The sequence below is a fragment of the Streptacidiphilus sp. P02-A3a genome, from assembly GCF_014084105.1.
Taxonomy (GTDB): Bacteria; Actinomycetota; Actinomycetes; order Streptomycetales; family Streptomycetaceae; genus Streptacidiphilus.
Genome location: NZ_CP048289.1, coordinates 3,708,492 through 3,729,590, shown reverse-complemented (window position 1 = coordinate 3,729,590; position 21,099 = coordinate 3,708,492). Strand labels below are relative to the sequence as shown.

Genomic DNA, 21,099 nt, shown 5'->3' with positions numbered 1-21,099 from the left:
CGGCGACGGCGCCTCCACCCATACGGGTGCGGGCTCAGCCGACCGGGTCGGCGCCCGGGTCGGCCGGGGGCGGGGAGCTGACCGTCGGGGCCGGGTCCAGGCCCAGCTTCTCCGCGATCCGGGTCAGCAGCTCGTCCTGCGCCGCGAGATGGCCCTGCAGCTGCGCCACCTCGTACAGGGTGGCGCTGGCGTCGTGGAAGGTCGCCTCCGAGCGCTTGTCCGAGGCTGCCGCCTGCACGTTCTGGCCGACCATGATGACCGACAGCAGCACCAGTTGCAGGAAGGTCTGGGCCACCCAGGAGACGATCGAGGAGGCGCCGCCGCGGATCGCGTCCGGCAGGCTGATCAGGTCGAAGAGCGCGAACGCGTAGGCGCACCACATGCTGCCGACCGCCTGCGTGATCACGATCGCGACCCGGGTGTTGAACCGGGTGACCGCGTTGCCCTGCGGCATCTGGTCGGCGACCTTCACCGGGCGCTGCGCGCGCCGCGCCGCTATCCGCGGGTGCGGAATGTACTGGTAGACGGCCCGCGCCGCGCGCCTGCCGCGCGGCCCGCGCTCGTCCCGGCCCTGCCCCGGGACGGCCCCGGGGGCCGGGGCGGGCCCGGGGGCCGGACTCTGGTCGGGGTCCGGGCTCTGATCCAGGTCAGGGTTCTGTGCTGAGTTCGGGTTCGGGTTCGAGTTCGGGTCCATGGTCGGTAACTCCCGCTGTGTGGAAGGGGTGTACGGTCCGGCGGCGACACCGGCCCGGGCTCGGCTCGGGCTCGGCTCGGGCGCCGCTCCGCGCGGCCGGCACCGCCGCGTCCAGCTCGTCGACCTCCGCCACCCGCACTCCCAGCAGTCGCGCCGTCTCCCGCCGCACCCGTTCCCCCTCCATCGCCCACCAACCATCTGTCCACCATGATCGCTTCCATGATTGCGCAAGTTGGAAACCATCGGAGGGCAGGCGATGGCACAATCAACCGACCACCAGTACCGGACAGGAGCAGCACCAGTGAGCACGGACAACCGCGTGGGCCCGCCCAACACCGGCAGCGAACGCGAACTGCTGCGGGCCTTCCTCGACTACCACCGGGCCACCCTGGCCATGAAGTGCGAGGGCCTCAGTGACGAGGAGCTGCGGCAGCGCTCGTCGCCGCCCTCGTCGCTGTCGCTGCTCGGCCTGGTCCGGCACCTCGCCGAGGTGGAACGCGCCTGGTTCCGCCGGGTGTTCGAGGACCACGAGGTGCCGCTGGTGTGGTCCGACACCGTCGACTTCCAGGCGGCGTACGACGCCGACCGGTCGACCCGGGCGGAGGCCTTCGCGGCCTGGGAGGCGGAGGTCGCCGCCTCCCGCCGGATCGAGGCCGCGGCGGAGTCGCTGGAGCTGACCGGGCACCAGCCGCGCTGGGGCGAGGACGTGTCGCTGCGGATGGTGATGCTGCACGTGCTGCTGGAGTACGGCCGCCACAACGGCCACGCCGACCTGCTGCGCGAGGGCGTCGACGGGACGGTGGGTGCCTGAGACCGACCGCGCTCCCACCGCCCACGGCGGAGCGCGTCGGCCAGGGCGGCGAAGCGGATGGCCTGGACAAGGCGAGAGGTATTGCCCCGGACCGACCGCGCCGATAGGGTCCCGGACGCGACACGCACAGAGCCCATTGCCCGCTCCACCGTCCAACTCATAACGGAGGCACGGCATATGATCTCTCGTCAGGTACGTCCACCACTGCTCGCGCTGGCCGTCGGGGCGTTGCTCCTCGGCTCGGCCGGGGCGGCGGCGGCAGCTGTCCCGGACCCGCTGCCGATCGGCCCGAACCAGGTGTTCGCCGGTCAGGTCAACGGCGTCGCCGACAACGCGCCGATCCGGACCGACTGCCTGGGGCCGATCACCCTCGGCGAGACCGGCCACCCGCTCGCCGGACAGTACGTCGAGGCGGTCCCCGCCCCGGCCAGCAGCGCCACCGCCGGCTACACCGGCAGCGCCGGGCAACTGCTGCAAGTCAGCCTCACCGCGCCGGTCAGCAGCACGCTCAGCACCCTGATCGGGACACTGAACAGCTACTACGTCCAACTGCCCGTCCCCACCAGCCTCACCGTCCCCTGCTCCGGCACCGGCGTGGTCGCCTTCACGCCGACGCCCGGCAGCCCGACCGCCCGTTCCGCCACCGTCACCGTCGACTTCCTCTCCGGCCCCTGACCCCACCCCGGCGGCAGCCGGGAACCGCTGCCGGGCGCGGGCCGGCCGGCCGGAAGGCGGGTCGGCCCAGCGCGCCGGCGACGGCGGCCCGGGCGGGGGCCAACTCGGCGTCGATCGCCGCCGCTTCGGCGTCGGTGAGGGTGATCGCCGAAGCGGTGCGCGGGAGTTGCCCGACGAACTCCAGCCGCAGCCAGGTCGGCGGGTGGCTGGTGTCCACCGCCGAGTCGTCCAGCCGGGAGACCACCAGCCTGCGGTCGCGCTCGCTCTGCGGGACGGAGTCCACCACCACCCCGCCGACGGCCAGGGCGAGGGTGGCCAGGTGGACCAGCCCGGCCAGCAGGTGGGCGCCGACGGCGGGCCCGTCGAACGCGGACGGCCGGTCCCCGCCCCCGGCGGTGACCTTCCGGTGGAGCCGTTCCTCCGCGGCGCGGTTCTGCTTGCGCCGGAAGCGGTCGTCGAAGCCCTTCACCGGCTTCGCTCCCGGATGGGCGTTCCAACCGCAACTCCGGCACCACCTGACGAACCGGGCGTCGTCGGTCAGGGCGCTGGCGCAGTCGGGGCAGGACGGGACGGTCGCCGTGCGCGACGAGGCGGGTGCGGTCACCCGCGGATCATGACGGGCCGCCGGGCTTCCGCAATCGGAATCCGCCCCTCGGTCCGGCGGCCCCTAAGGGGCAAGTCCCGGCGACGGTAGGGGAAACCCCCGGGCCGCGTGGGGGGCAGGCCCCGGGTGGGCTCGCCCGCTGGCCGGATGTCGGGCCGACGCGACGCTCCGTAGCGTCGTTACCGCACCGCACCGCCGTGGCCCACAGCCCGGCCGGGCGGTCGCGCACCGCCCGCCGACCAGTCAGCTCTCCCTGGGGGACATCCGTGACATCCCGTACCCGCGCCCGCCGGTCGCCACGACCGGGTCTGGCAGCCGCCGTCGGCGGCTGGAGCGCCCGCCATCGAAAGACCGCCGTCTTCGGCTGGCTGCTGTTCGTCGTTCTGGCCACCGTCCTCGGCGGTATGACCGGGAGCTTGCAGACCACGGACCAGGACAACGGGCTCGGCCAGTCCGGCCGGGCCGACCAGATGATCGCCCGGGCCGGGATCACCTCCCCGGCCTCGGAGTCCGTGCTGATCCGCAGCGGCGCCTTCACCGCCACCGACCCGCGGTTCCGTTCCGCCGTCGACGACGCCGTCGCCGCGATCCGGGCGACCGGCGAGACCTCGTCGGTGCGCTCGCCGTACAGCAGTGGGGCGATCGCGCCGGACCGGCACTCGGCACTGGTGGAGATCACCATGAGCGGCGACCCGGACACCGCCGACCAGCGGGTCGCCCCGGTGCTGACCGCGGTGGCTTCGGTGCAGGCGCGGCATCCGGGCCTGACCGTCCAGGAGTTCGGCGACGCCAGCGCGAACAAGTGGTTCAACGACACCTTCAGCAAGGACTTCAGCCGGGCCGAGTGGACCGCGGTGCCGCTGGCCCTGGGCATCCTGCTGGTCGCCTTCGGGGCACTGGTCGCCGCCGTGCTGCCGGTGGTGCTGGCGCTGACCGCGTTCGTCGCGGCCACCGGGCTGGTCGCGCTGAGCAGCCACATCCTGCACACCAGCGACGACGCCTCGTCGGTGATGCTGCTGGTGGGGCTCGCCGTGGGCGTCGACTACTGCCTGTTCTACCTGCGCCGGGAACGCGAGGAGCGGGCCAACGGGCACTCGGCCGCGGACGCGCTGCGGATCGCCGCCGCCACCTCGGGCCGCTCGGTGATGGTCTCCGGGCTGACCGTGTGCGTGGCCATGGCGGGGATGTTCCTGACCGGGATCGCCGACTTCATGGCGATGGGCATGGCAACCATCATCGTGGTGGTCACCGCCGTCCTCGGGTCGGTGACCGTGCTGCCGGCGCTGCTGTCGAAGCTGGGCGACCGGGTCGCCAAGGGGCGGCTGCCGCTGCTGGGCCGCCGCCAGGCGCGGGGCACCGGCGGGAACCGGGTCTGGCGGGCGGTCCTGGGCCGGGTGCTGCGTCGGCCGCTGGTCGCCGCGGGCCTCGCCGCCGGGCTGCTGCTGGCGCTGGCCGTCCCGGTGCTCACCATGCACACCGCGAACCTGACCTTCGCCCAGCAACTCCCCAAGGGCAGCCCGCTGGTGGTGGCCGAGCAGGACATCGCCGCCGCCTTTCCGGGGAATCCGAACCAGGCGACCGTGGTGGTGCGCGCCGCGGACCTCGGCTCTCCCGCCCTGGCTTCGGCACTCACCGCGTTCGAGCACCAGGCGGTGTCCACCGGGCTGATGCGCGACCCGATCACGGTCACCAAGTACCCGGCGCAGCACCTGGAGTTGCTCTATGTGCCGCTGGCCGGCAGCGGCAACGACCGGACCAGTGACGACGCGCTGGCCGCGCTGCGCGGCCCGGTGCTCGCGCACACCCTGAACACGGTGCCGGGCACACAGACGGCGGTGACCGGCGACACGGCCGAGTCGGCGGACTTCAACTCGCAGATGTCGGGCAGCCTGCTGCCGGTGTTCGCCTTCGTGATGGGCTTCGCGTTCCTGCTGATGCTGCTCTCGTTCCGCTCGGTGGTGATCGCCGCGACCGCGCTGGGCCTGAACCTGCTCTCGGTCGCCGCCTCGTACGGGGCGCTGACGCTGATCTTCCAGCACGGCGTGGGCGCGTCGCTGGTGGGCTCGTCCGGGGTGGGCGCGATCGAGACCTGGGTGCCGCTGTTCCTCTTCGTCATCCTGTTCGGCCTGAGCATGGACTACCACGTGTTCGTGGTCTCCCGGATGAAGGAGGCGCACGACCGGGGCCTGGACACCCGCAGCGCCGTCGCCCACGGCATCACCAGCACCGCCGGGACGGTCACCAGCGCGGCCGTGATCATGATCGCGGTGTTCGCGGTGTTCGGCACGCTGGACCTGCAGTCCATGAAGCAGATGGGTATCGGCCTGGCGGTGGCCGTGCTGATCGACGCGACGGTGATCCGGGCGGTGCTGCTGCCCTCGGTGATGACGCTGCTGGGCGACCGCAACTGGTACCTGCCGCGCTGGCTGCGCTGGCTGCCGGACCTGGGTCACGAGCAACCGTCACCCGCCCCGGCCCCGACCGATCAGCCCAGGGTGACCACCCCGAGCCTGATCTGACGCGGCGCCACCCTGTGGGCCCCGCCCCGCCGTCCACCACGGCCGGGCGGGGCCTACAGTGCTGCCATGACTTCGGACCGGCCGTACCGGCTGATGCGCCAGGACGACAACGGCAACCGCTTCCTGGTCTCCCGCCACGCCACCCGCGCCGAGGCGCGGGCCCTGGCCGAGCAGTTCGAGGCGCGCGGACACAAGCAGCTGTACTGGGTGGAGGGCCCGGAGTCACCTCCCGAGGCGGGGTGACCGCCGCTCAGCGGACCGTCGGGTCGGGGGCGGCCACGGGCAGCGCCCGTCCGGCGCGCACGGCCCAGGCGAACACCGCCGCCGACGCCACCGCGACCGTGATCGAGTCGTACGGCGCCGGGAGCCGGTCCGAGCCCTTGAACGAGCCCAGCCAGGACAGCAGGGTGAGCCCCGGCAGGTACGCCAGCAGCCAGGCGCCGCTGCGCAGTTCGTCGGCGAGCGGGCGCGGCTGCTCCCGCTGCGGGCGCAGCAGCAGGAACAGCGGCAGGCCGATCAGCACCATCGGCAGCGCCAGCCGCAGGTTGTGCCAGCCGGACCAGTAGACGAACTCGCTGGAGACCACGAAGCTCAGCGGCGCGATCCAGACCAGTCCCGGGATCCAGCCCAGCAGCCGTCCGTCCGGGCGCCCCCGGAAGACCGCGACCGCGACCGCGCAGGCGGCGTAGATCAGCAGGTACAGGTCCCCCATCACGCTGACGATCTGCTGCCAGCCGCTGAACGGCAGCAGGAAGACCACGATCACCACGAGGTTCAGCAGCAGCGCCCGCTGCGGGATGCCCCGGCGGGTGCTGACCCGCATCACCACGCGCGGCAGCATGCCGTTCTTGGCGAGCGCGTAGGTGTGCCGGGCGTCGATGGCCACGCCGACGTAGGCGGAGCCGCCGGGCGAGACCACGGCGTCCACGTAGAGCAGGCTGGACACCCACTGCAGGTTCAGGATCAGCGCGAGCTGCCCGAACGGCGAGTCGAAGCTGACGCCCGCCCAGCCGTGGCCGAGCAGCCGCTCCGGGACGGTGAACAGGAACGCGAGTTGCAGGGCCAGGTACAGCGCCAGGGCCAGGCCGATGCCCGCCAGCACCGACCCGGGCATGGTGCGGCGGGGGTTGCGGGCCTCGCCGGAGAAGTCCAGCGGGGCCTGGAAGCCGTTGAGCGAGTAGACGATGCCGCCCCCGGCCAGCGCGGTGAGCACCGCCGCGTAGCCGTAGGGCGCGAACCCGCCGTGGGCCGGGGCGGTCAGCCGTCCGGAGTGGAAGCCGGAGGCGAAGAGCGCGACCACGGTGAGCGTCGGCACGATCACCTTGAACACCGACACCAGGTTGTTGAACCGGGCGAAGAGCTTGACCCCGAACCAGTTGAGCGCGGTGAGCGCCGCGCTCAGGCCCAGGGCCACGGCCAGGCCCCGCCCGGTCAGGCCGCCGTCGTGGTAGACCCAGGGCAGGTAGTGCCCGGCGTACTGCATGATGGCGCTGATCTCGGCGGCGGTCCCGCCGACCGACAGCAGCGTGGACCAGCCGATCAGCGTGCCCACCAGCCGTCCGCTGGCGTGCAGCGGCCAGCGGACGGTGCCGCCGCCCTCCGGCCGGGACACCCCGAGCTCCACCATCACCAGCGCGACCAGCCCGCAGAGCGCCCCGGCCGCCACCCAGGACAGCAGCGACGCCGGACCGGCGGTCTGCGCCGCGTACATCGCGGCGAACAGCCAGCCCGAGCCGAGGATGTTCGAGAACGAGATCGCGGTGAGCCCCCAGAAGCCGAGGTCGCGCCGGAGCCTGCGCTCCTCGGCCAGCACCTCGGACCCGGCCGCCCGCGCGTCCTGGCTGTCCGACACCCGTCCCCCGTCCCGTCGTCCTGCCCGGCCCGCCGCCGGGCATCCGTGCCGACCGGCCGGGCTGCGGCCGGTCGGGTCCGGCTCCAAGCGTGGCACGCGCCGCTCCCGGAACCCGGCAGGCGAGCCCGGTGGGCACGCCGGGACGGCGCGGCGTTCGGTGGCGGTCGGTCTAAGGTGGAGTCAGCCGGTGGAAGCACCGATCGACCCGGAGGTCTGCGACTGATGAACCGCCAGCTGACGTTGATGGCCGTGCACGCCCATCCCGACGACGAGGTGCTGTCCACCGGCGGAGTGCTGGCGCTCGCCTCCGACCAGGGCATTCGCACGGTTCTGGTCACCTGCACCAACGGGGAGCAGGGGGACGGCCCCGGTGGTGTCAAGCCCGGCGAACCCGGCCACGACGAGGCGGCGGTCCGCACGCTCCGGCTGGAGGAGCTGCGGGAGTCGGTGGCCCTGCTGGGGATCTCCGACGTGGAGCTGCTCGGCTACCACGACTCGGGGATGGTCGGCTGGGCCGGGAACGAGCGTCCGGAGGCCTTCGCCAACGTCCCGCTGGACCAGGCGGCCGGACGCCTGGCCGAGCTGATGGAGCGGTACCGGCCCGACGTCGTGGTCACCTACGACGAGAACGGCGGCTACGGCCACCCGGACCACATCCAGGCGCACCGGATCACGGTGGCGGCGATCGAGCGGACCGGGATCCCGGCGAAGTTCTACCACGCCGCCCTCTCCCGGTCCGGGATGGCCGACCTCTTCGAGTACCTGCGCTCGTCCGGGACCGACCTCGGCGACTTCGAGCCGCCGGAGGACTTCGGCACCCCGGACGAGCAGATCACCACCCGCGTGGACGTCTCCCCCTACGTGGTCCGCAAGCGCAAGGCGCTGGAGGCCCACGCCAGCCAGGGCGACAACATCTTCATGCTGCGGATGCCGGAGGAGGGCCAGCGGCGGATGTTCGGCCGCGAGTCCTTCGTCCGGCAGTTCAGCACCGTTCCGACGCCGGAGCACGAGGACGACCTGTTCGCCGGGCTGCGCTGACCCCCGCGCCGGTCAGGCCCCGGGCGCGGCGGGCATCCCGTCCGCGCCCGGGGCCTTCGTGGCCCGGGCCTCCTTGTCCTGCCGGTCGAAGGCGAAGGTGTCCAGCCCGCCCGCGATGACCCCGGCCGCGCGCCGGACGTCGGCGGTGACCGCCGCGTGCACCTGGTCCGGGGCGAGGCCGCCGGACAGGTGTCGGCTCAGGCTCCGGGCCTGGACCTGCCAGAGCCCGAGCAGCGCGGTCGCCGCGATCCGGGGCTCGGGGTCGTCCGGCCCCACCCCGGCCCGCCGGGCCAGGGCTTCGGCGGCGTCGGCGACGAGCCGGTCGGTGGTCTCGTACTGGTGCGCCCGCAGCGAGGGCGTGGACCGCAGCAGCGCGCCGAAGCGGGTGATCATCGCCCCGGCCCACACCGGGTCCTGCTGCGCCGCGAGCCAGCCGGTCAGGGCGCCCAGTTCGGCGGCGAGGATCCGCTCCACCACCCGCACCGGCTGGGTACCGGGCTCCGCCAGGCCGTTGCGCAGCGAGACCGTGGTGGCCTGCCAGCGGTCCAGGACCAGCGCCTCCTTGGTCGGGAAGTAGTTGAAGACCGTTTTCTCGGACACCCCGCAGGCCTCGGCGATCTCGGACACCCGGACCGCGTCGAAGCCGCGCTCCAGGAACATCGTGGTCGCGGTGTCGGACAGCTGCTGACGCGTCCGCCGCTTCTTCCGCTCCCGCAGCCCCTCGCCCTCGGGCTCCTCGCCCTGCGGCCGCAACGCCGTCCAGTCCACTGTGCGCCTGCCCATGCTCATGGGGTCAGCATAGTGCGGCCACACCATTTTTTCTGTTACTGTATTTTTTCAGTAGATGTAAACAGTAGCGATACACCGGAGTCCGAGGAGCCCGCCATGAGCAGCATCCACATCGTCCGCGACTACCCGCAGCCCCCGGCGCTGGTCTGGCGGGCCGTGACCGACCCGGACCTGGTCCCGCGCTGGACCGCCACCGGTGCGGGCGGACGGCCGGAGGGCTTCAGCACCACCGTGGGCACCGAGTTCCGCTTCCTCGCCAAGCCGAAGCCCGGCTGGAACGGCATCGTCCACTGCGTGGTCCTGGCCGTGGACGAGCCCCGGCTGCTGCGCTACTCCTGGCTGGGTGACGGCGACGGGGACGGCGACCTGACCGAGGTCGGCTACCGGCTCGAACCGCACGGCTCGGGCACGCGCTTCACCTACGACCACACCGGGTTCACCGGCGTCGGCGGCTTCTTCATGGCCCAGCTGCTGGGCAGCGTCCGCCGGAAGATGCTCGGCGTCGGCCTGCCCGCGGTCCTGCGCGAGCTCGACGCCAGCGGCTGAGTAGCACGTCCCAGGTGATCGCGGGCGGTAACCGCTGCGAGTACACCCGAAGCGGTGAAGCCGGGAATGGCCCATCCAGCGCTGGGCAGGACCTTCGAGGTTCGCGGACTGCCGTGTGCCGCCCTGGGGCGGCCCGACCTGGCGGTCGCAGCCCCGACGGAGGGTGGGGATGGCTGTGTCATCACAGGACGGCACGGGAACCGGCGGCGGGTTGGGCCGGGACGCGGTACAGCTGCTGGCCGGGATCGTCGACCTGGGGCTGGAACAGGCGGAGGCCGCGCTGCGGCAGGTACGCGGCCTGCTCGGCCGGTCCGACCTGCGGGAGCTGGCCGAGGACGGCCACCAGGAGCTGCGCACCCGCGGCGGGCTGCTGCTCGACCGGATCACCCCGACGTCCGAATCCCATCTGGAAGCCCTGGCCCGGCGGTCGGCCGCGGTGACCGGGCCGCCGACGTCCGATGCCTGAGGCGCTGCGGGCGCGGGTCGACCGGACCCTGCGCGACCTGGTCCAGCGGGAGACCGCGCTGCTGCTCGCCGTGGATCCGCAACTCGCGCCGATCACCGACCAGTTGCGGGCGGCGGTGGCGGACGGCAAGCGACTGCGGGCGGCGTTCTGCTACTGGGGCTGGCGGGCCTCGGGACAGCCCGACAGCGAGGCGGTGGTCCGGGCGGCGGCGGCGATGGAGCTGGTGCACGCGGCGGCGGTGGTCCACGACGACCTGATCGACGGGAGCCTGATCCGCCGGGGCGCGCCCACCGCGCACGTCGCCCTGCGCGAGGCGATCCCCGGCCCGGCGGCGCGCCGCGCCGGGGGCCGGTCGCTGGCGATGCTGGTCGGCGACCTGCTGATGTCCTGGGCCGGGCAGCTGTTCGCCGAGTGCGGACTGCCCGCCGCCTACCTGGCCCGGGCCCGCCCGCTGTGGGCCACGCTGGCCCGGGAGTTGATCGCCGGGGAGTGCCTGGAGATCCTGCGCACCAGCGCGGCGCCCAGCGCCGAGAGCTCGCTGGAGATCATCCGCTACAAGACCGCGAAGTACACCGTCGAGCACCCGCTGCACCTCGGCGCGAAGCTCGCCGGCGCGCCGCCCGCGCTGATCGACGCCTTCAGCGCGTACGGGCTCCCGCTCGGTGAGGCGTTCCAGCTCCGGGACGACCTGCTCGGGGTGTTCGGCGACCCGCGGCAGACCGGGAAGTCCAACCTGGACGACCTCGCCGGGGCCAAACCCACCGCGCTGCTGGCCCTCGCCCTGACCGGCGCCACCCCCGCGGACCGCACCCGGCTGCGCGACCTGGTCGGGCGCGGCGACCTGGGCCCGACCGAGCTGGCCTCGGTCCGCGAGGTGCTGGAACGGTCCGGGGCCCGGTCCCGGGTCGAAGAGATGATCACCCAGCGCGCGGACGCCGCCCGCGCCGCCGTCGCCCGGGCGCGCCTCCCGACGGCCGCCGCCGACGCGCTCTCCCACCTGGTCGCGGCGGCCACCACCCGCAGCAGCTGAACCCAACCAATCCCCTGAGGAGATCCCGGTGACCGCCACCCCCGCAGCGATGGACGCCCTGCGCCTCAAGGGCGACGAGCTGGCCGACGCCACGGTCGACGCGCTGTTCGCGCACGGCGACGTCGGCCGGTTCAACACCCTGATGCGCTGGTTCGCGAAGGTCGGCCAGCCCCTGCCGGACGACGTCCCGGACGAGGCCCGCGACTACCTGCGGGCCACCGCCGCCCCGCCGGACTGGGTCGACTGGGACCTGATGGAGAAGGCCCGGCTGTTCTTCATCGACAACAACGTGCACATCTCCACCGCGCTGTCCTTCGCCTCGATGCCCGCCTGCTACCTGGTCCCGCACGTCGCCCGGCTGCTCAGCGCCACCCACTCGCTGGACTACCCCTCCCGGCGGATGGCCGAGACCGGCCAGTTCACCCTGTACCTGATGCAGCCGGACGCCTTCGAGGCGGGCAGCAGGTTCCTCCCGGCCGCGCAGAAGGTCCGCCTGCTGCACGCCTCGATCCGGCACCACCTGGGGCGCGAGGGCCGCTGGGACGAGACCGCGCTGGGGGTGCCGATCTGCCAGGAGGACATGATCGGCGGGCAGATGATGTTCTCCATCCAGGTGCTGGACGCGCTGCACCGGTTGGGCATCCGGATCTCCAACGAGGGCGCCGAGGCCTACTTCTACGCCTGGCGGGTGGTCGGCGCGATGCTCGGCGTCGACCAGGCCGCGGCCCCCGCCGACCTCGACCAGGCCCGCGACTTCTCCGACCTGTACATGGCCCGCTACATGGCCCCCTCCGCCGAGGGCGCGGCGCTCACCCGGCAGTTGATCGACCTGTACGAGCAGGTCGTGCCCGGTACCCTGCTCGACCCGGTGGTCCCCGCCCTGGTCCGCTTCCTGATCGGCGACACCGCCGCCGACTGGTTGCAGGTGCCGCGCTCCGGCTGGGACACCGCCGTCGGCTTCGCCCCGGCGCTGCTGGGCGTCGTGGAGCGGGTCCACCACTCCTCCCCGGTGGGCGCCTGGGCGCTGGAACGCCTCGGCAGCCTCACCACCCGGCTGGAGCTCAGCTCGCTGACCCGGGGGCGGGTGATGCAGTACTCGATCCCGGAACACCTCAAGGGCGACTACGGCCTCACCTCCAGCAAGCCCCACACCGACCCGTGGACGCCGCCCCCGCTCTCCCCGCGACTCCCCGCCTGAGGCTGCACTAAGATCACCCCGATACGAACATGCTTGCTTTCCGGGGGGTAGGACCGCATGGGTCAGATCGTCATACCGAGACGGTTGCCGATGGTGGGGGCAGGTCTGGCGGCGGCGCAGCGCCTACGGATCGCGGTGAAGCCATGACCAGGACCCCGGACATCGTCTTCGTCACCGCACGCGGCACCCGCTACCACGCCAGCAGGCACTGCTTTCGGCTGGTCAATGCCCAGAGAGCCGCGAAGGCGAGGGGCCTGAACGTCTCCGAGCCGGTCCCGGTACCGCTCGCCGAGCTCTCCGCCGGTCGCAAGCCCTGTGACTGCACGCTGGTGGAACCGGACGCCATGGAGGAGAAGCTCCGCGAGAGCGACGAGATCTGGCAGCGCATCAACAGCAGCCTGGACCAGGCTGTCGCCAAGATCAAGCGCAGGCTTGAGGCCAAGGAGGGCGCGTGGCTGATCCAGGCCCACCCCGATCTGGCAGCGCTGGACGCCGAGTTGGACAACCTCTACCCGGACGCCCGCGACTGACCGTCCACCGCGTCCGACAATTTTGTCCGTGGCCATTCAAAATCTCCGGGAACGGCGGTAGTCTCCCTCGCGTCCTGACACTCCGGGATCGAGCGATCACGCCGCGCGGCCTCACTGCCGCTGCCCCGCAAAGGAGCCCCACATGGTCAAACTATGGTCCGTTCCGCTGGCAGGACTGGTGTTGGGATCGCTGGCGCTCACCGGCCCGGTGACGGGCGCGGCGCACCACGCGGCCGCGCCGACCGCGGCGGCTGCGAGGACCGCCGGGGCTGCGGGGGCTGCGGGGAGCAGGGCGTTCGTGCCCGGCGGGCTGTACGAGCCGGCCCCGGGCACCCACCCGCGGGCGGTCGGCGGCCACGTCCTCAACTACTCGAACAACTGGTCCGGGTACGCGGTCACCGGCGGCACCTTCAGCACGGCCACCGCGAGCTGGACCCAGAACGCCATCAGCTGCACCAGCGGCGACGGCGAGACGGACATGTCCCCGTGGGTCGGCATAGACGGCTTCAGCTCCAGCACCGTGGAACAGACCGGCAGTTCGGGCGACTGCGACGGCTCCTCGCCGGACTACTACGCCTGGTACGAGATGTACCCGGCGAACGTGATCATCATCAACAAGACGGTCAAGCCCGGGGACCAGTTCACCGGCACGGTGACCCACACCTCCGGCACGAAGTACACGCTCACGCTGAAGGACCTCACCCAGGGCTGGACGAACTCCGTCACCAAGTCGCTGTCGGCCGACGACTCCTCGGCCGAGGCCGTGATGGAGATGGCAGCCGACAACCTGACCAAGTTCGGCACCGACCCCTTCTCCGGGTTCACCGTGGACGGCCAGCCCGTCGGCTCCTTCACCGGCTCCGGCTACACCATCGAGCAGATGGAGATCGAGAACGGCAGCACCCTCTGCGACTCGACCTCCAGCCTCGCCGACAACGAGAACTTCACCACCACCTGGCTCAACGCCTGCTGAGCCCCGGCCGCTGCGACTGTTCACGGGAGCGGCTGTTCATGTGAGCGGCTGCTCGGTCCAGATGGTCTTGCCCCGGGCGCTGTAGCGGCTGCCCCAGCGGCTGGTGAGCTGGGCGATGATGTACAGGCCGCGTCCACCCTCGTCGGTGTTCAGCGCGCGGCGCAGTCGGGGCTGGGTGTTGCTCTGGTCGGAGACCTCGCAGACCAGGATGCGTTCGCGGATCAGCCGCAGCACCGCGGGACCGCCGGTGTGCCGGATGGCGTTGGTGACCAGCTCGCTGACGATGAGTTCGGTGGCGAACATCTGGTCCTGCAGCCCCCACCGCTCAAGCTGGGCGTTGGCGTCGTTGCGGGCGGTCTGCACCGCGGCCAGGTCCGGTGGGTACTCCCAGACGGCGGTGTCGCTGCCGACGATGGCCCTGGTGCGGGCGAGCAGCAGGGTGGCATCGTCTCCCGGGTGGTCGGCGTCGGCGGGGAGCAGCCCGGTGAGCTCGGCGCCGACCTCCTCCAGCGGACGACCGGGGCGGTTCGCCCGGTCGAGGTCGCCGAGCAGCCGGGCCATGCCCGCCGCGGGGTCGCGGCCGGTGAGGCCGTCCGTGTACAGCGCGAGCAGGCTGCCCGGCGGGAGGGTGACGGTGGTGATCTCGAACGGGTTGTCGCCGACGCCCAGGGACGGTCCCGGGGTCAGTTCGAGGTACTCCGCCTCGCCGCCGGGCGTGATCAGGGCGGGCGGTGGATGCCCGGCGCTCGCCAACTGGCACTCCTGGTTGACCGGGTCGTAGACGGCGAAGAGGCAGGTGGCGCCGACGGTGTCGGGCTGGTCGGCTTCTCCTGCCATCCGCTGCACGAGGTCGTCGAGGTGGGTGAGCAGTTCGTCGGGCGGGATGTCGAGGTCGGCCAGGGTCTGTACGGCGGTGCGCAGTCGGGCCATGGTCGCGGTCGCCTGCAACCCGTGGCCGATCACGTCGCCGATGACGAGCCCGACCCGCAGTGAGGACATGGCGATGGCGTCGAACCAGTCGCCGCCCACGCTGAGGTTGCCGTCCGCCGGGAGGTAGGTGCCCGCGGTCTCGCAGGCCGTGCTCTCGGTCGCGGTCGGCGGCAGCAGGCTGCGTTGCAGGGCGATCGCGGTCTTGTGTTCGCGGGTGTAGCTGAACGCGTGGTCCAGGCCGATCGCGGTGCGGTCGCAGAGGTCCTGGAGGAGTTTGAGGTCGGTGTCGTCGAACGGCGCGGGGTTGCTGGTGCGCCAGAGCAACACGCTTCCGTAGAGGCGGCTGCGGTGGTAGAGCGGGCAGACCAGCGCGGAGCGCATCCCCTCGGGCATGAGCAGGGCCAGCAGCTCCGGGTCGTGGGCGAGCAGTTGCCGACCCGTGTCCGGGTCGACCTCGAACGCCCGGCCGACCGCGATGGCGGCGCTCGCCGCCTGGTCGGTGACCTGCGGAATCGCCTCGCCGAGCTGGACCATCGCCCGGGGCCAGACGCCGTCGGCGGACTTCACCGCGACCCTGCGCGGGGCCGAGGCCTCCATGCCCGGGTAGCCCAGCGGCGGATCCCGCCCCTGGAGTACGTCGTCGGGGAAGTCGACGGCGACCAGGTCGCCCAGCGCCGGGACCAGCGCCTCCACCAGGTCCCGGGCGTTGTGCACCACGTCGAGCGAGCTGCCGACCTCGGCTCCGCTCCGGTCGGCGTCCGCGCGGCCGCGGTCCCGCCGCCGGTCGGTGGCCTCGGTGACCGCGACGGCGACACCGGTCAGCGCGCCGAGCGAGTCCCGGATCGCGAAACAGGTGAGCGGGAGTATCCGCTTGGACCCGGCGGAGCGCCAGAGGTACTCGGCACCGGCCGTCGACGTCCCGCCGTCCACGATCCGGGCGATCGCGTCCTTGACTGTCCCCTCGCCGCTGCTCGCCAGGTCGGTCGGCCAGTCGTCGGGGGCGCCCTCGGGGCGCAGCAGTTCGAAGGCGCGGTTGGTACGGATCAGGCGCAGGCCGGTATCGAACTCGGCGACGGGAATCCGGTCCTGCTCGAACAGGGCGCGAGCGAGGGCCGCGTCGCCGGTCCAGACTGCCGGGAGGCCGGTCGGCACGGCGATGACCAGTGACCACGGCGTGCCGGGCAGGACCTGGAGCTCGACCTCCAGCAGCGCCCCCGAGCGGTGGCGCAGCCGGGTCCGGCGCGCCGGAGCGCCGGGGCGCAGCGCGGTCCGGGGCACCGGCGCGGCGAGGAAGTCCAGCGCGGACCTGCCGACGGCCTCCTCCTCGCTGCGGCCCAGCAGTTCGGCGGCGGCCCGCGACCACCAGACGATCCTGCCGACTTCGTCCACGAGGGCTGCGGCGGCACCATCGAACGGGGTGCTCGACGACGGAGCGTAGTCAGTCTGAGGCTTCACGTGACTCCTCCGGGGCCAACCGCGTACGCGCAGCAGCGGACGACGAACTACCAATCCCCAGCATGCTCCCATCGGGGCCCGGCGGCATCCGCGCGGCCGCGGGCCGTCAGAGCCGCGCCGGGAGGCCCTGCTCCGCGGCGTCTACGAGGGCCGTCCGCCGCCGTTGACGGCCTCCGCCGCGGCGGCGGAGGCGATCGCGGGCAGGGCGGGATTCGTGGGTGCGAACTGGTACAGCCGGTCCAGCACGGCCTCCGGTACCGAGGCGGGGATGTCGGAGCGGCCCAGCATGATTTCGAGGTAGCAGCCGTTGTCGTGCCGCGAGGCGGTGGCCAGCGCGGCGTCGAGTTCTCCGACGGTGCCGACCCGGGCGGTGTACCAGCCCGTGCATCCGAGGGCCGCCGGAAGGTCGTGGTAGTTCCACGGCACGAGGACGTCGTACACGTGCCCCTGGGCTGGGGAGAGCACCTCCTCGATGCCGTACATCCCGTTGTTGAGGAGGATGATCACAGGCTTGGCCCCGTAGTGGCCCATCGCGCCCAGCTCGCCCGCGGTGAGCTGGTGGGAGCCGTCCCCCGTGATCAGCACGGTGCGGCGGGACGGGTCGGCCATGGTGGCGCCGAACGCGGCGGGGGTGGCCCAGCCGATCGATCCCCACAGCGTCTGGTTGTGGAAGACCGCACCCTCGGGCAGCGGGATGGGTGCCAGGTAGTTCATGCACAACCCGGTTTCGGCGATCACGATGTCGTCCTCGCGGAAGAACCTCGCGAGCCTCGGGTAGAGCGTCGCCGACGAGACCCGCTCCGAGGCGGCCCCGGGAAGCGCCGCCGGGGGCTGCGGTGTCGCGGGCTTCGGTGCCGGGGGCTTCGGTGTCGCGGCTTTCGGCAGCGTGGTGGTCAGGCGTTCCAGGACATCGGCCAGGTACACCGCGCCGAAGATGACGTTGCCCGCCTGCACGTAGTCGGGCCAGACCGTGATCATCCGGTCCGGGTCGATCCCGTCGGTCCACGCACCGGTGTTGAAGTCGGCGAAGGCGACTCCGCCGAGGTTGAGGACCAGCCCGGCTCCCTCGACCGCGTCCTGGACGCCCGTGTTCGAGTTCGTTCCGGCGTAGGTGCCGAGGAAGTGCGGGTTCGTGTCGGAGATGACGGCCTTGTCCATCGGCGTGGTGGCGTAGCCGAGCCCGGTGGCGTCCAGGAACCGCGTCAGTTGCCGCCGCAGGTCGAACCGCCCGATCGTGTAGGCGGGCAGCACGACCGTCGACTCCGCCGCCGCCACGCGCTGCGCGATGGCCGCGACCGCCGCGTCCAGCGAGGCGGGGTCGCTCGGCGTGCGCGGCACCTGGGCCAGCGGCGTGCCGCTGACCGGTGTACCGATGACCGGCAGCGGCCCGTACTCCTGCGCCATGGTGATGTACGCGGGTCGCCGCTGGGTCAGCGCCTCGAAGATCACCCGTTCCAGCTCGGCGATGGCGTTCTGCGGGGTGAGGTTGGCGACGACGCAGGCCGTGGCCGCGGAGAGGTTCTCGAACTGCCGGAACATCCCGTCGCCCAGCGAATGGTGCGTCACCGCGCGGGCCCGCTGAAGCCGGGAGCTGGGCTGCCCGACCAGGTGGAAGACCGGCAGCCGCTCGGCGTACGAGCCCATGACGCCGTTGAGCGCGCTGAGCTCGCCGACCGCGTAGGTGGTGCACAGGATGGCCGCGCCCCGGATGCGGGCGTAGCCGTCCGCCGCGTACGCGGCGTTGAGTTCGTTGGAGTCGCGGACCCAACTGACCTGGGTGCTCGCCTCAATGGCGGCATCGAAGGCGAACGCGTAGTCACCGGGCACACCGAAGACGTGCTCGATACCGAGTGCGGCCAGTCGCCGCACCGCGTACTCCGCCACGGTCGGCTGTGCCGACCGGCCGGACGCGGCCACCTCGCTGCCTGCCATGGATTCCTCCTGTCACGAACTGTCATGAACTGTCATGAAGACCAACAGTAAGGCCCCGAACCCGGCGGCGGGCCCGAGCCGAGGTGCCGAGCCGAGGTGCCGAGCCGAGGTGCCGAGCCGAGGTGCCGTGACGCGGGGATCGCCCTGCCACAAGGCCGGTTCGCCGAGGTGGACGCCGTGGACCGGAAGGTCTCGGAGTACCTGGTCCCGGCGATCAAGCGGCTGCCGGGGCTCATGCACTACTACGTCGGCCTGTCGCCGGAGGGCTCGATGGTGCATGGAGCCAGGCCAGCGCGGCCACGGTCATGGCCTGGACACCGACGTCCAGGGTGGGGTCGATGAGCGGGGCGAAGCGCGGGGAGTGGTTGGACGGGATGTCGCGTCCCATGGTCCCGTTCTTCAGCGCTGTCTCGAAGGCGGCCGGGTCGGTGCCGCCGAAGTACCAGTAGCACAGCCGCGCCCCGGAGGCGGTGGCGAGGATCCCGCAGTCCTCGCTGCCGGTGGCCGGTCCCAGGTCGACGACGGCCTGTTCACCGAAGTGGGCGCGCAGCGCCGCCGTGGTGCGTTCGACTGCCGCCGGGTCGTTGACCATGACCGGGAACGCCTCCAGGGCCGTGATCTCCGGGTCGCGTTCGGCCCCGGAGGCGGCCGCCTCGGCGTTGACGATGCGGGTGACCGCGTCCAGAACGGTGGCGCGGACCTCGGGGGTGTAGGTGCGGATGTTGACCTTGAGCTCGGCCTCGTCGGGGATCACGTTGTCCTTGGTACCGGCGTTGAGCGCTCCCACGGTGACGACGGCCGTGTCGCCACCGGCGATCTCCCGCGCGACCACGGTCTGCAGACGCATCACCGTGGCCGCTGCCATGACCACCGGGTCGATCGCGGACTCCGGGCGCGAGCCGTGGGCGCCGCGGCCGAACATCCGCACCCGCAGCGCGTCGGTGGCTGCCATGGTCGGCCCGGGGTGACAGGCGATCGTCCCCGCCGGAACCGGTGCCACGTGCTGGCCCAGGACGATGTCCGGGGTCCCGGCCTTCGCGAACAGCCCGTCGTCGACCATGGCCTGTGCCCCGGAGCCGAGTTCCTCGGCCGGTTGGAAGACCGCCACCAGGGTGCCGGACCAGGACTCCGGCGACCCGGCGAGCAGATCCAGGGCGCCCAGCAGGCAGGCGACATGCATGTCGTGCCCGCAGGCGTGCATCACCGGGACGTGCTTGCCGTCCGGGTCGGTGCCGGTGGCCGTGCTGGCGTAGTCCAGGCCGGTCTGCTCCCGCACCGGTAGCGCGTCGAAGTCCGCGCGCAGCAGCACCCTCGGGCCCTCGCCGTTGGCGAGCACGCCCACCACCCCCGTGCCGCCGACGCCGGTAGTGACCTGGAACCCCAGCCGCCCCAGCTCGTCCGCCACCACCCCCGCCGTCCGGGTCTCGGCGAACGACAGCTCCGGATGCGTGTGCAGGTCCTTGTAGAGCGCCTCCAGGCGCGGGTGGATCTCGGCCAACCTGCCCAGGACCGGGGTGGCGGCATCGTGCCGCGCGACGTCGCTCATCCCCCCAGCCTCGGCCGGGCACCGGTTGCCCGCCACCGCTGCGGGGCGAGCGGGTGACCGGTTCCGGGCCCGCGGCCGCCGCTGTCGGTCGACGGCGTTCACCCGGGCGTTTCGCGCCGCCGTGGCCACGCGCGGGAAGCAGACTGGGCGTCATGGCTGATGGCGAGGGTACTGCTGGTGGGGCGGCTGCTGATGAGGTCCTCGACCTGGTGGCCCGGCTGGCCGGGCTGCTGGTGGCGGGCGGCTACGAGGGCACGGTCCGCGCCGAGGAGCGGTTGACCGCCGTCGCCGCCGCCTACGGGGCGCGCGCGGAGGTGACCGTGTCGGCGGAGTCGGCCCTCGTCTCCATCGACGGCTTGTCACGGGTGCTGACGCATACGCCGGAGATCCCGCAGTTGGACCGGGTGAGCGCGCTCAAGCCGTGGCTGGCCCGGGTGACGGCCGGGCACCTGCCGGTCCGTCAGGCCCGGGCCCAGTTGGAGGCCATCGCCGCCTCGCCTCCCCCGTACCCGCCGTGGCTGCGGGTGCTCGGGGTGGTGCTGTTCTCGGTCGGCTTCGGGGTGTCCATCCAGCCGACCTGGCAGGAGGCGTGGATCACCACGCTCCTGGGGCTGGCGGTCGGCCTGATCCAGGACGGTGTGCAGCGGCTGCGGCGCCCCGGCTGGCTGGCTCCGCTGTGCGCCTCCACCGTCGTCGGCGTGGTCGTGCTCACCGCCTCCCACCAGGGCTGGGTGCACGGCGGCACGATCGCCCTGATGATCCCGGCCCTGTTCGTGTTCATTCCCGGGGACGCCATCACCATGGCCATGCTCGAACTGTCCACCGGCCGCTACACCCCCGGCTCGGCCCGCCTCGCCCAGTCACTGGCCGCGCTGGCCACCCTCGCCTTCGGCCCGGTCCTGGCCGCCGCGGCCCTCGGCCTGGACCAGAGCGAGGTCTTCGACCAGCCGGTCGCGCCCACCCTCGGCCCGGTCGCCGGCTGGCTCGGCTGGACGGTCTTCACCCTCGGCGTCATGCTCGTCTTCGGCATGCGCGCCCGCGACTTCCCCTGGGCGCTGGCCATGGCCCTGGGCACCTTCGGCGTGCAACTGCTGACGGTCCGCGCCTTCGACACCCTGGCCGGTACCTTCCTCGCGGCCGCCGCGATGGCGGCGGCCAGCCTGCTCCTCGGCCGCCGCCCACGGACCCCGCCGCCGTACGTGCTCTACCTCGCGGCCTTCTTCGTGCTGACCCCCGGCTCACACGGCCTACGCGGCCTGGACGCCTGGCTCGGCGGGCACCCGGTCCAAGGCCTGCACGACCTGACCCAGATGTTCGCCCTCCTCGCCGCCATCGCCCTGGGCATGCTCACCGCAGCCTGCGCACTACCCGCCGACCGGAGCAGAGCCTGACATTCCATCAGTACTGCGACCAGCGGGGCGACCACGCGCCGGGGTGGAGTTGCTGGAGGCGATGGCGGTGCGCCTGTGGACGTTCGGGTTCCGCTTCGTCCTGGCAGACCGGTCTGACCT

The 21,099-nt window shown here is 72.6% G+C and carries 19 protein-coding genes; 12 read left to right on the top strand and 7 right to left on the bottom strand.

Features of this window, described 5'->3' with window-relative positions:
• Positions 1-34 precede the first annotated feature (34 nt).
• Positions 35-694 carry a DUF1003 domain-containing protein gene (locus GXP74_RS16935; protein WP_182452307.1) on the bottom strand — a complete coding sequence of 220 codons (660 nt, stop codon included), beginning with the start codon at positions 692-694 and terminating at the stop codon, positions 35-37.
• 301 nt (positions 695-995) lie between these two features.
• Between GXP74_RS16935 and GXP74_RS16930 the strand changes: the two genes are divergently transcribed.
• Both GXP74_RS16930 and GXP74_RS16925 read left to right on the top strand, forming a co-directional pair.
• Positions 996-1,505 (top strand): DinB family protein, encoded by a 510-nt coding sequence (locus tag GXP74_RS16930; RefSeq protein ID WP_182452306.1) that lies wholly within the window; start codon positions 996-998, stop codon positions 1,503-1,505.
• A gap of 177 nt (positions 1,506-1,682) precedes the next feature.
• A complete protein-coding gene (locus GXP74_RS16925) occupies positions 1,683-2,180 on the top strand; it encodes a hypothetical protein (protein WP_182452305.1) in 498 nt (165 codons plus the stop codon).
• Here the strand turns inward: GXP74_RS16925 and GXP74_RS16920 are convergent.
• Positions 2,152-2,784 carry a hypothetical protein gene (locus tag GXP74_RS16920; RefSeq protein WP_182452304.1) on the bottom strand — a complete coding sequence of 211 codons (633 nt, stop codon included), beginning with the start codon at positions 2,782-2,784 and terminating at the stop codon, positions 2,152-2,154. The genes GXP74_RS16925 and GXP74_RS16920 overlap by 29 nt on opposite strands.
• A 266-nt stretch (positions 2,785-3,050) precedes the next feature.
• On the opposite strand from GXP74_RS16920, the gene GXP74_RS16915 reads away from it, so the two are divergent.
• Positions 3,051-5,303: an MMPL family transporter gene (locus tag GXP74_RS16915; protein WP_182452303.1), complete on the top strand. Its 2,253-nt coding sequence runs from the start codon at positions 3,051-3,053 to the stop codon at positions 5,301-5,303.
• A 66-nt stretch (positions 5,304-5,369) separates the two neighbouring features.
• Positions 5,370-5,546, top strand: coding sequence for an SPOR domain-containing protein (locus GXP74_RS16910; protein ID WP_182452302.1), 177 nt, complete (start codon positions 5,370-5,372; stop codon positions 5,544-5,546).
• Positions 5,547-5,553: 7 nt separating this feature from the next.
• Here the strand turns inward: GXP74_RS16910 and GXP74_RS16905 are convergent, their stop codons facing one another.
• Positions 5,554-7,155: an APC family permease gene (locus GXP74_RS16905; RefSeq protein WP_182452301.1), complete on the bottom strand. Its 1,602-nt coding sequence runs from the start codon at positions 7,153-7,155 to the stop codon at positions 5,554-5,556.
• Between the two features lie 219 nt (positions 7,156-7,374).
• Between GXP74_RS16905 and GXP74_RS16900 the strand changes: the two genes are divergently transcribed.
• The gene (locus tag GXP74_RS16900; RefSeq protein WP_225448624.1) at positions 7,375-8,193 is read left to right on the top strand and encodes a PIG-L family deacetylase; all 819 of its coding nucleotides are present in this window, start codon (positions 7,375-7,377) and stop codon (positions 8,191-8,193) included.
• A gap of 12 nt (positions 8,194-8,205) precedes the next feature.
• Here the strand turns inward: GXP74_RS16900 and GXP74_RS16895 are convergent, their stop codons facing one another.
• Positions 8,206-8,982 (bottom strand): TetR family transcriptional regulator, encoded by a 777-nt coding sequence (locus GXP74_RS16895; RefSeq protein ID WP_225447993.1) that lies wholly within the window; start codon positions 8,980-8,982, stop codon positions 8,206-8,208.
• A 96-nt stretch (positions 8,983-9,078) separates the two neighbouring features.
• On the opposite strand from GXP74_RS16895, the gene GXP74_RS16890 reads away from it, so the two are divergent.
• The 6 genes from GXP74_RS16890 to GXP74_RS16865 all read left to right on the top strand — a co-directional run bounded on the left by GXP74_RS16890 (position 9,079) and on the right by GXP74_RS16865 (position 13,725).
• Positions 9,079-9,528, top strand: a complete 450-nt coding sequence (locus GXP74_RS16890; protein ID WP_182452299.1) for an SRPBCC domain-containing protein — start codon at positions 9,079-9,081, stop codon at positions 9,526-9,528.
• 169 nt (positions 9,529-9,697) lie between these two features.
• Entirely contained in the window at positions 9,698-9,994 is a 297-nt protein-coding gene (locus GXP74_RS16885; protein WP_182452298.1) for a hypothetical protein, read from the top strand.
• Complete coding sequence (locus tag GXP74_RS16880; RefSeq protein ID WP_182452297.1) at positions 9,987-11,024, top strand: polyprenyl synthetase family protein; 1,038 nt, start codon at positions 9,987-9,989, stop codon at positions 11,022-11,024. The genes GXP74_RS16885 and GXP74_RS16880 overlap by 8 nt, the downstream gene beginning before the upstream one ends.
• 28 nt (positions 11,025-11,052) lie before the next feature.
• Positions 11,053-12,222 carry an oxygenase MpaB family protein gene (locus tag GXP74_RS16875; RefSeq protein ID WP_182452296.1) on the top strand — a complete coding sequence of 390 codons (1,170 nt, stop codon included), beginning with the start codon at positions 11,053-11,055 and terminating at the stop codon, positions 12,220-12,222.
• 143 nt (positions 12,223-12,365) lie between these two features.
• The gene (locus tag GXP74_RS16870) at positions 12,366-12,752 is read left to right on the top strand and encodes a hypothetical protein (protein ID WP_182452295.1); all 387 of its coding nucleotides are present in this window, start codon (positions 12,366-12,368) and stop codon (positions 12,750-12,752) included.
• Positions 12,753-12,894: 142 nt separating this feature from the next.
• Positions 12,895-13,725, top strand: coding sequence for a G1 family glutamic endopeptidase (locus GXP74_RS16865; protein WP_182452294.1), 831 nt, complete (start codon positions 12,895-12,897; stop codon positions 13,723-13,725).
• Positions 13,726-13,761: 36 nt separating this feature from the next.
• Here the strand turns inward: GXP74_RS16865 and GXP74_RS16860 are convergent, their stop codons facing one another.
• The 3 genes from GXP74_RS16860 to GXP74_RS16850 all read right to left on the bottom strand — a co-directional run bounded on the left by GXP74_RS16860 (position 13,762) and on the right by GXP74_RS16850 (position 19,588).
• Positions 13,762-16,110 carry a SpoIIE family protein phosphatase gene (locus GXP74_RS16860; RefSeq protein WP_182452293.1) on the bottom strand — a complete coding sequence of 783 codons (2,349 nt, stop codon included), beginning with the start codon at positions 16,108-16,110 and terminating at the stop codon, positions 13,762-13,764.
• 141 nt (positions 16,111-16,251) lie between these two features.
• On the bottom strand, positions 16,252-18,042 hold the full coding sequence (locus GXP74_RS16855; protein ID WP_182452292.1) for an alpha-keto acid decarboxylase family protein: 1,791 nt from the start codon (positions 18,040-18,042) through the stop codon (positions 16,252-16,254).
• 232 nt (positions 18,043-18,274) lie between these two features.
• Positions 18,275-19,588, bottom strand: a complete 1,314-nt coding sequence (locus tag GXP74_RS16850; protein WP_182452291.1) for an amidohydrolase — start codon at positions 19,586-19,588, stop codon at positions 18,275-18,277.
• 152 nt (positions 19,589-19,740) lie between these two features.
• Here GXP74_RS16850 and GXP74_RS16845 point away from each other — a divergent pair, with 152 nt between their 5' ends.
• Positions 19,741-20,979, top strand: a complete 1,239-nt coding sequence (locus GXP74_RS16845) for a threonine/serine exporter ThrE family protein (protein ID WP_182452290.1) — start codon at positions 19,741-19,743, stop codon at positions 20,977-20,979.
• Positions 20,980-21,099 lie beyond the last annotated feature (120 nt).

What these genes read in the sequence shown, in the direction of transcription:
- GXP74_RS16935 (WP_182452307.1), bottom strand. Translation starts at nt 694, where the DNA reads ATGGACCCGAACTCGAACCCGAACCCGAACTCAGCACAGAACCCTGAC.
- GXP74_RS16910 (WP_182452302.1), top strand. Translation starts at nt 5,370, where the DNA reads ATGACTTCGGACCGGCCGTACCGGCTGATGCGCCAGGACGACAACGGC.
- GXP74_RS16865 (WP_182452294.1), top strand. Translation starts at nt 12,895, where the DNA reads ATGGTCAAACTATGGTCCGTTCCGCTGGCAGGACTGGTGTTGGGATCG.
- GXP74_RS16885 (WP_182452298.1), top strand. Translation starts at nt 9,698, where the DNA reads ATGGCTGTGTCATCACAGGACGGCACGGGAACCGGCGGCGGGTTGGGC.
- GXP74_RS16845 (WP_182452290.1), top strand. Translation starts at nt 19,741, where the DNA reads ATGGCTGATGGCGAGGGTACTGCTGGTGGGGCGGCTGCTGATGAGGTC.
- GXP74_RS16855 (WP_182452292.1), bottom strand. Translation starts at nt 18,042, where the DNA reads ATGGCAGGCAGCGAGGTGGCCGCGTCCGGCCGGTCGGCACAGCCGACC.
- GXP74_RS16895 (WP_225447993.1), bottom strand. Translation starts at nt 8,982, where the DNA reads ATGAGCATGGGCAGGCGCACAGTGGACTGGACGGCGTTGCGGCCGCAG.
- GXP74_RS16880 (WP_182452297.1), top strand. Translation starts at nt 9,987, where the DNA reads ATGCCTGAGGCGCTGCGGGCGCGGGTCGACCGGACCCTGCGCGACCTG.
- GXP74_RS16870 (WP_182452295.1), top strand. Translation starts at nt 12,366, where the DNA reads ATGACCAGGACCCCGGACATCGTCTTCGTCACCGCACGCGGCACCCGC.
- GXP74_RS16850 (WP_182452291.1), bottom strand. Translation starts at nt 19,588, where the DNA reads ATGAGCGACGTCGCGCGGCACGATGCCGCCACCCCGGTCCTGGGCAGG.
- GXP74_RS16925 (WP_182452305.1), top strand. Translation starts at nt 1,683, where the DNA reads ATGATCTCTCGTCAGGTACGTCCACCACTGCTCGCGCTGGCCGTCGGG.
- GXP74_RS16890 (WP_182452299.1), top strand. Translation starts at nt 9,079, where the DNA reads ATGAGCAGCATCCACATCGTCCGCGACTACCCGCAGCCCCCGGCGCTG.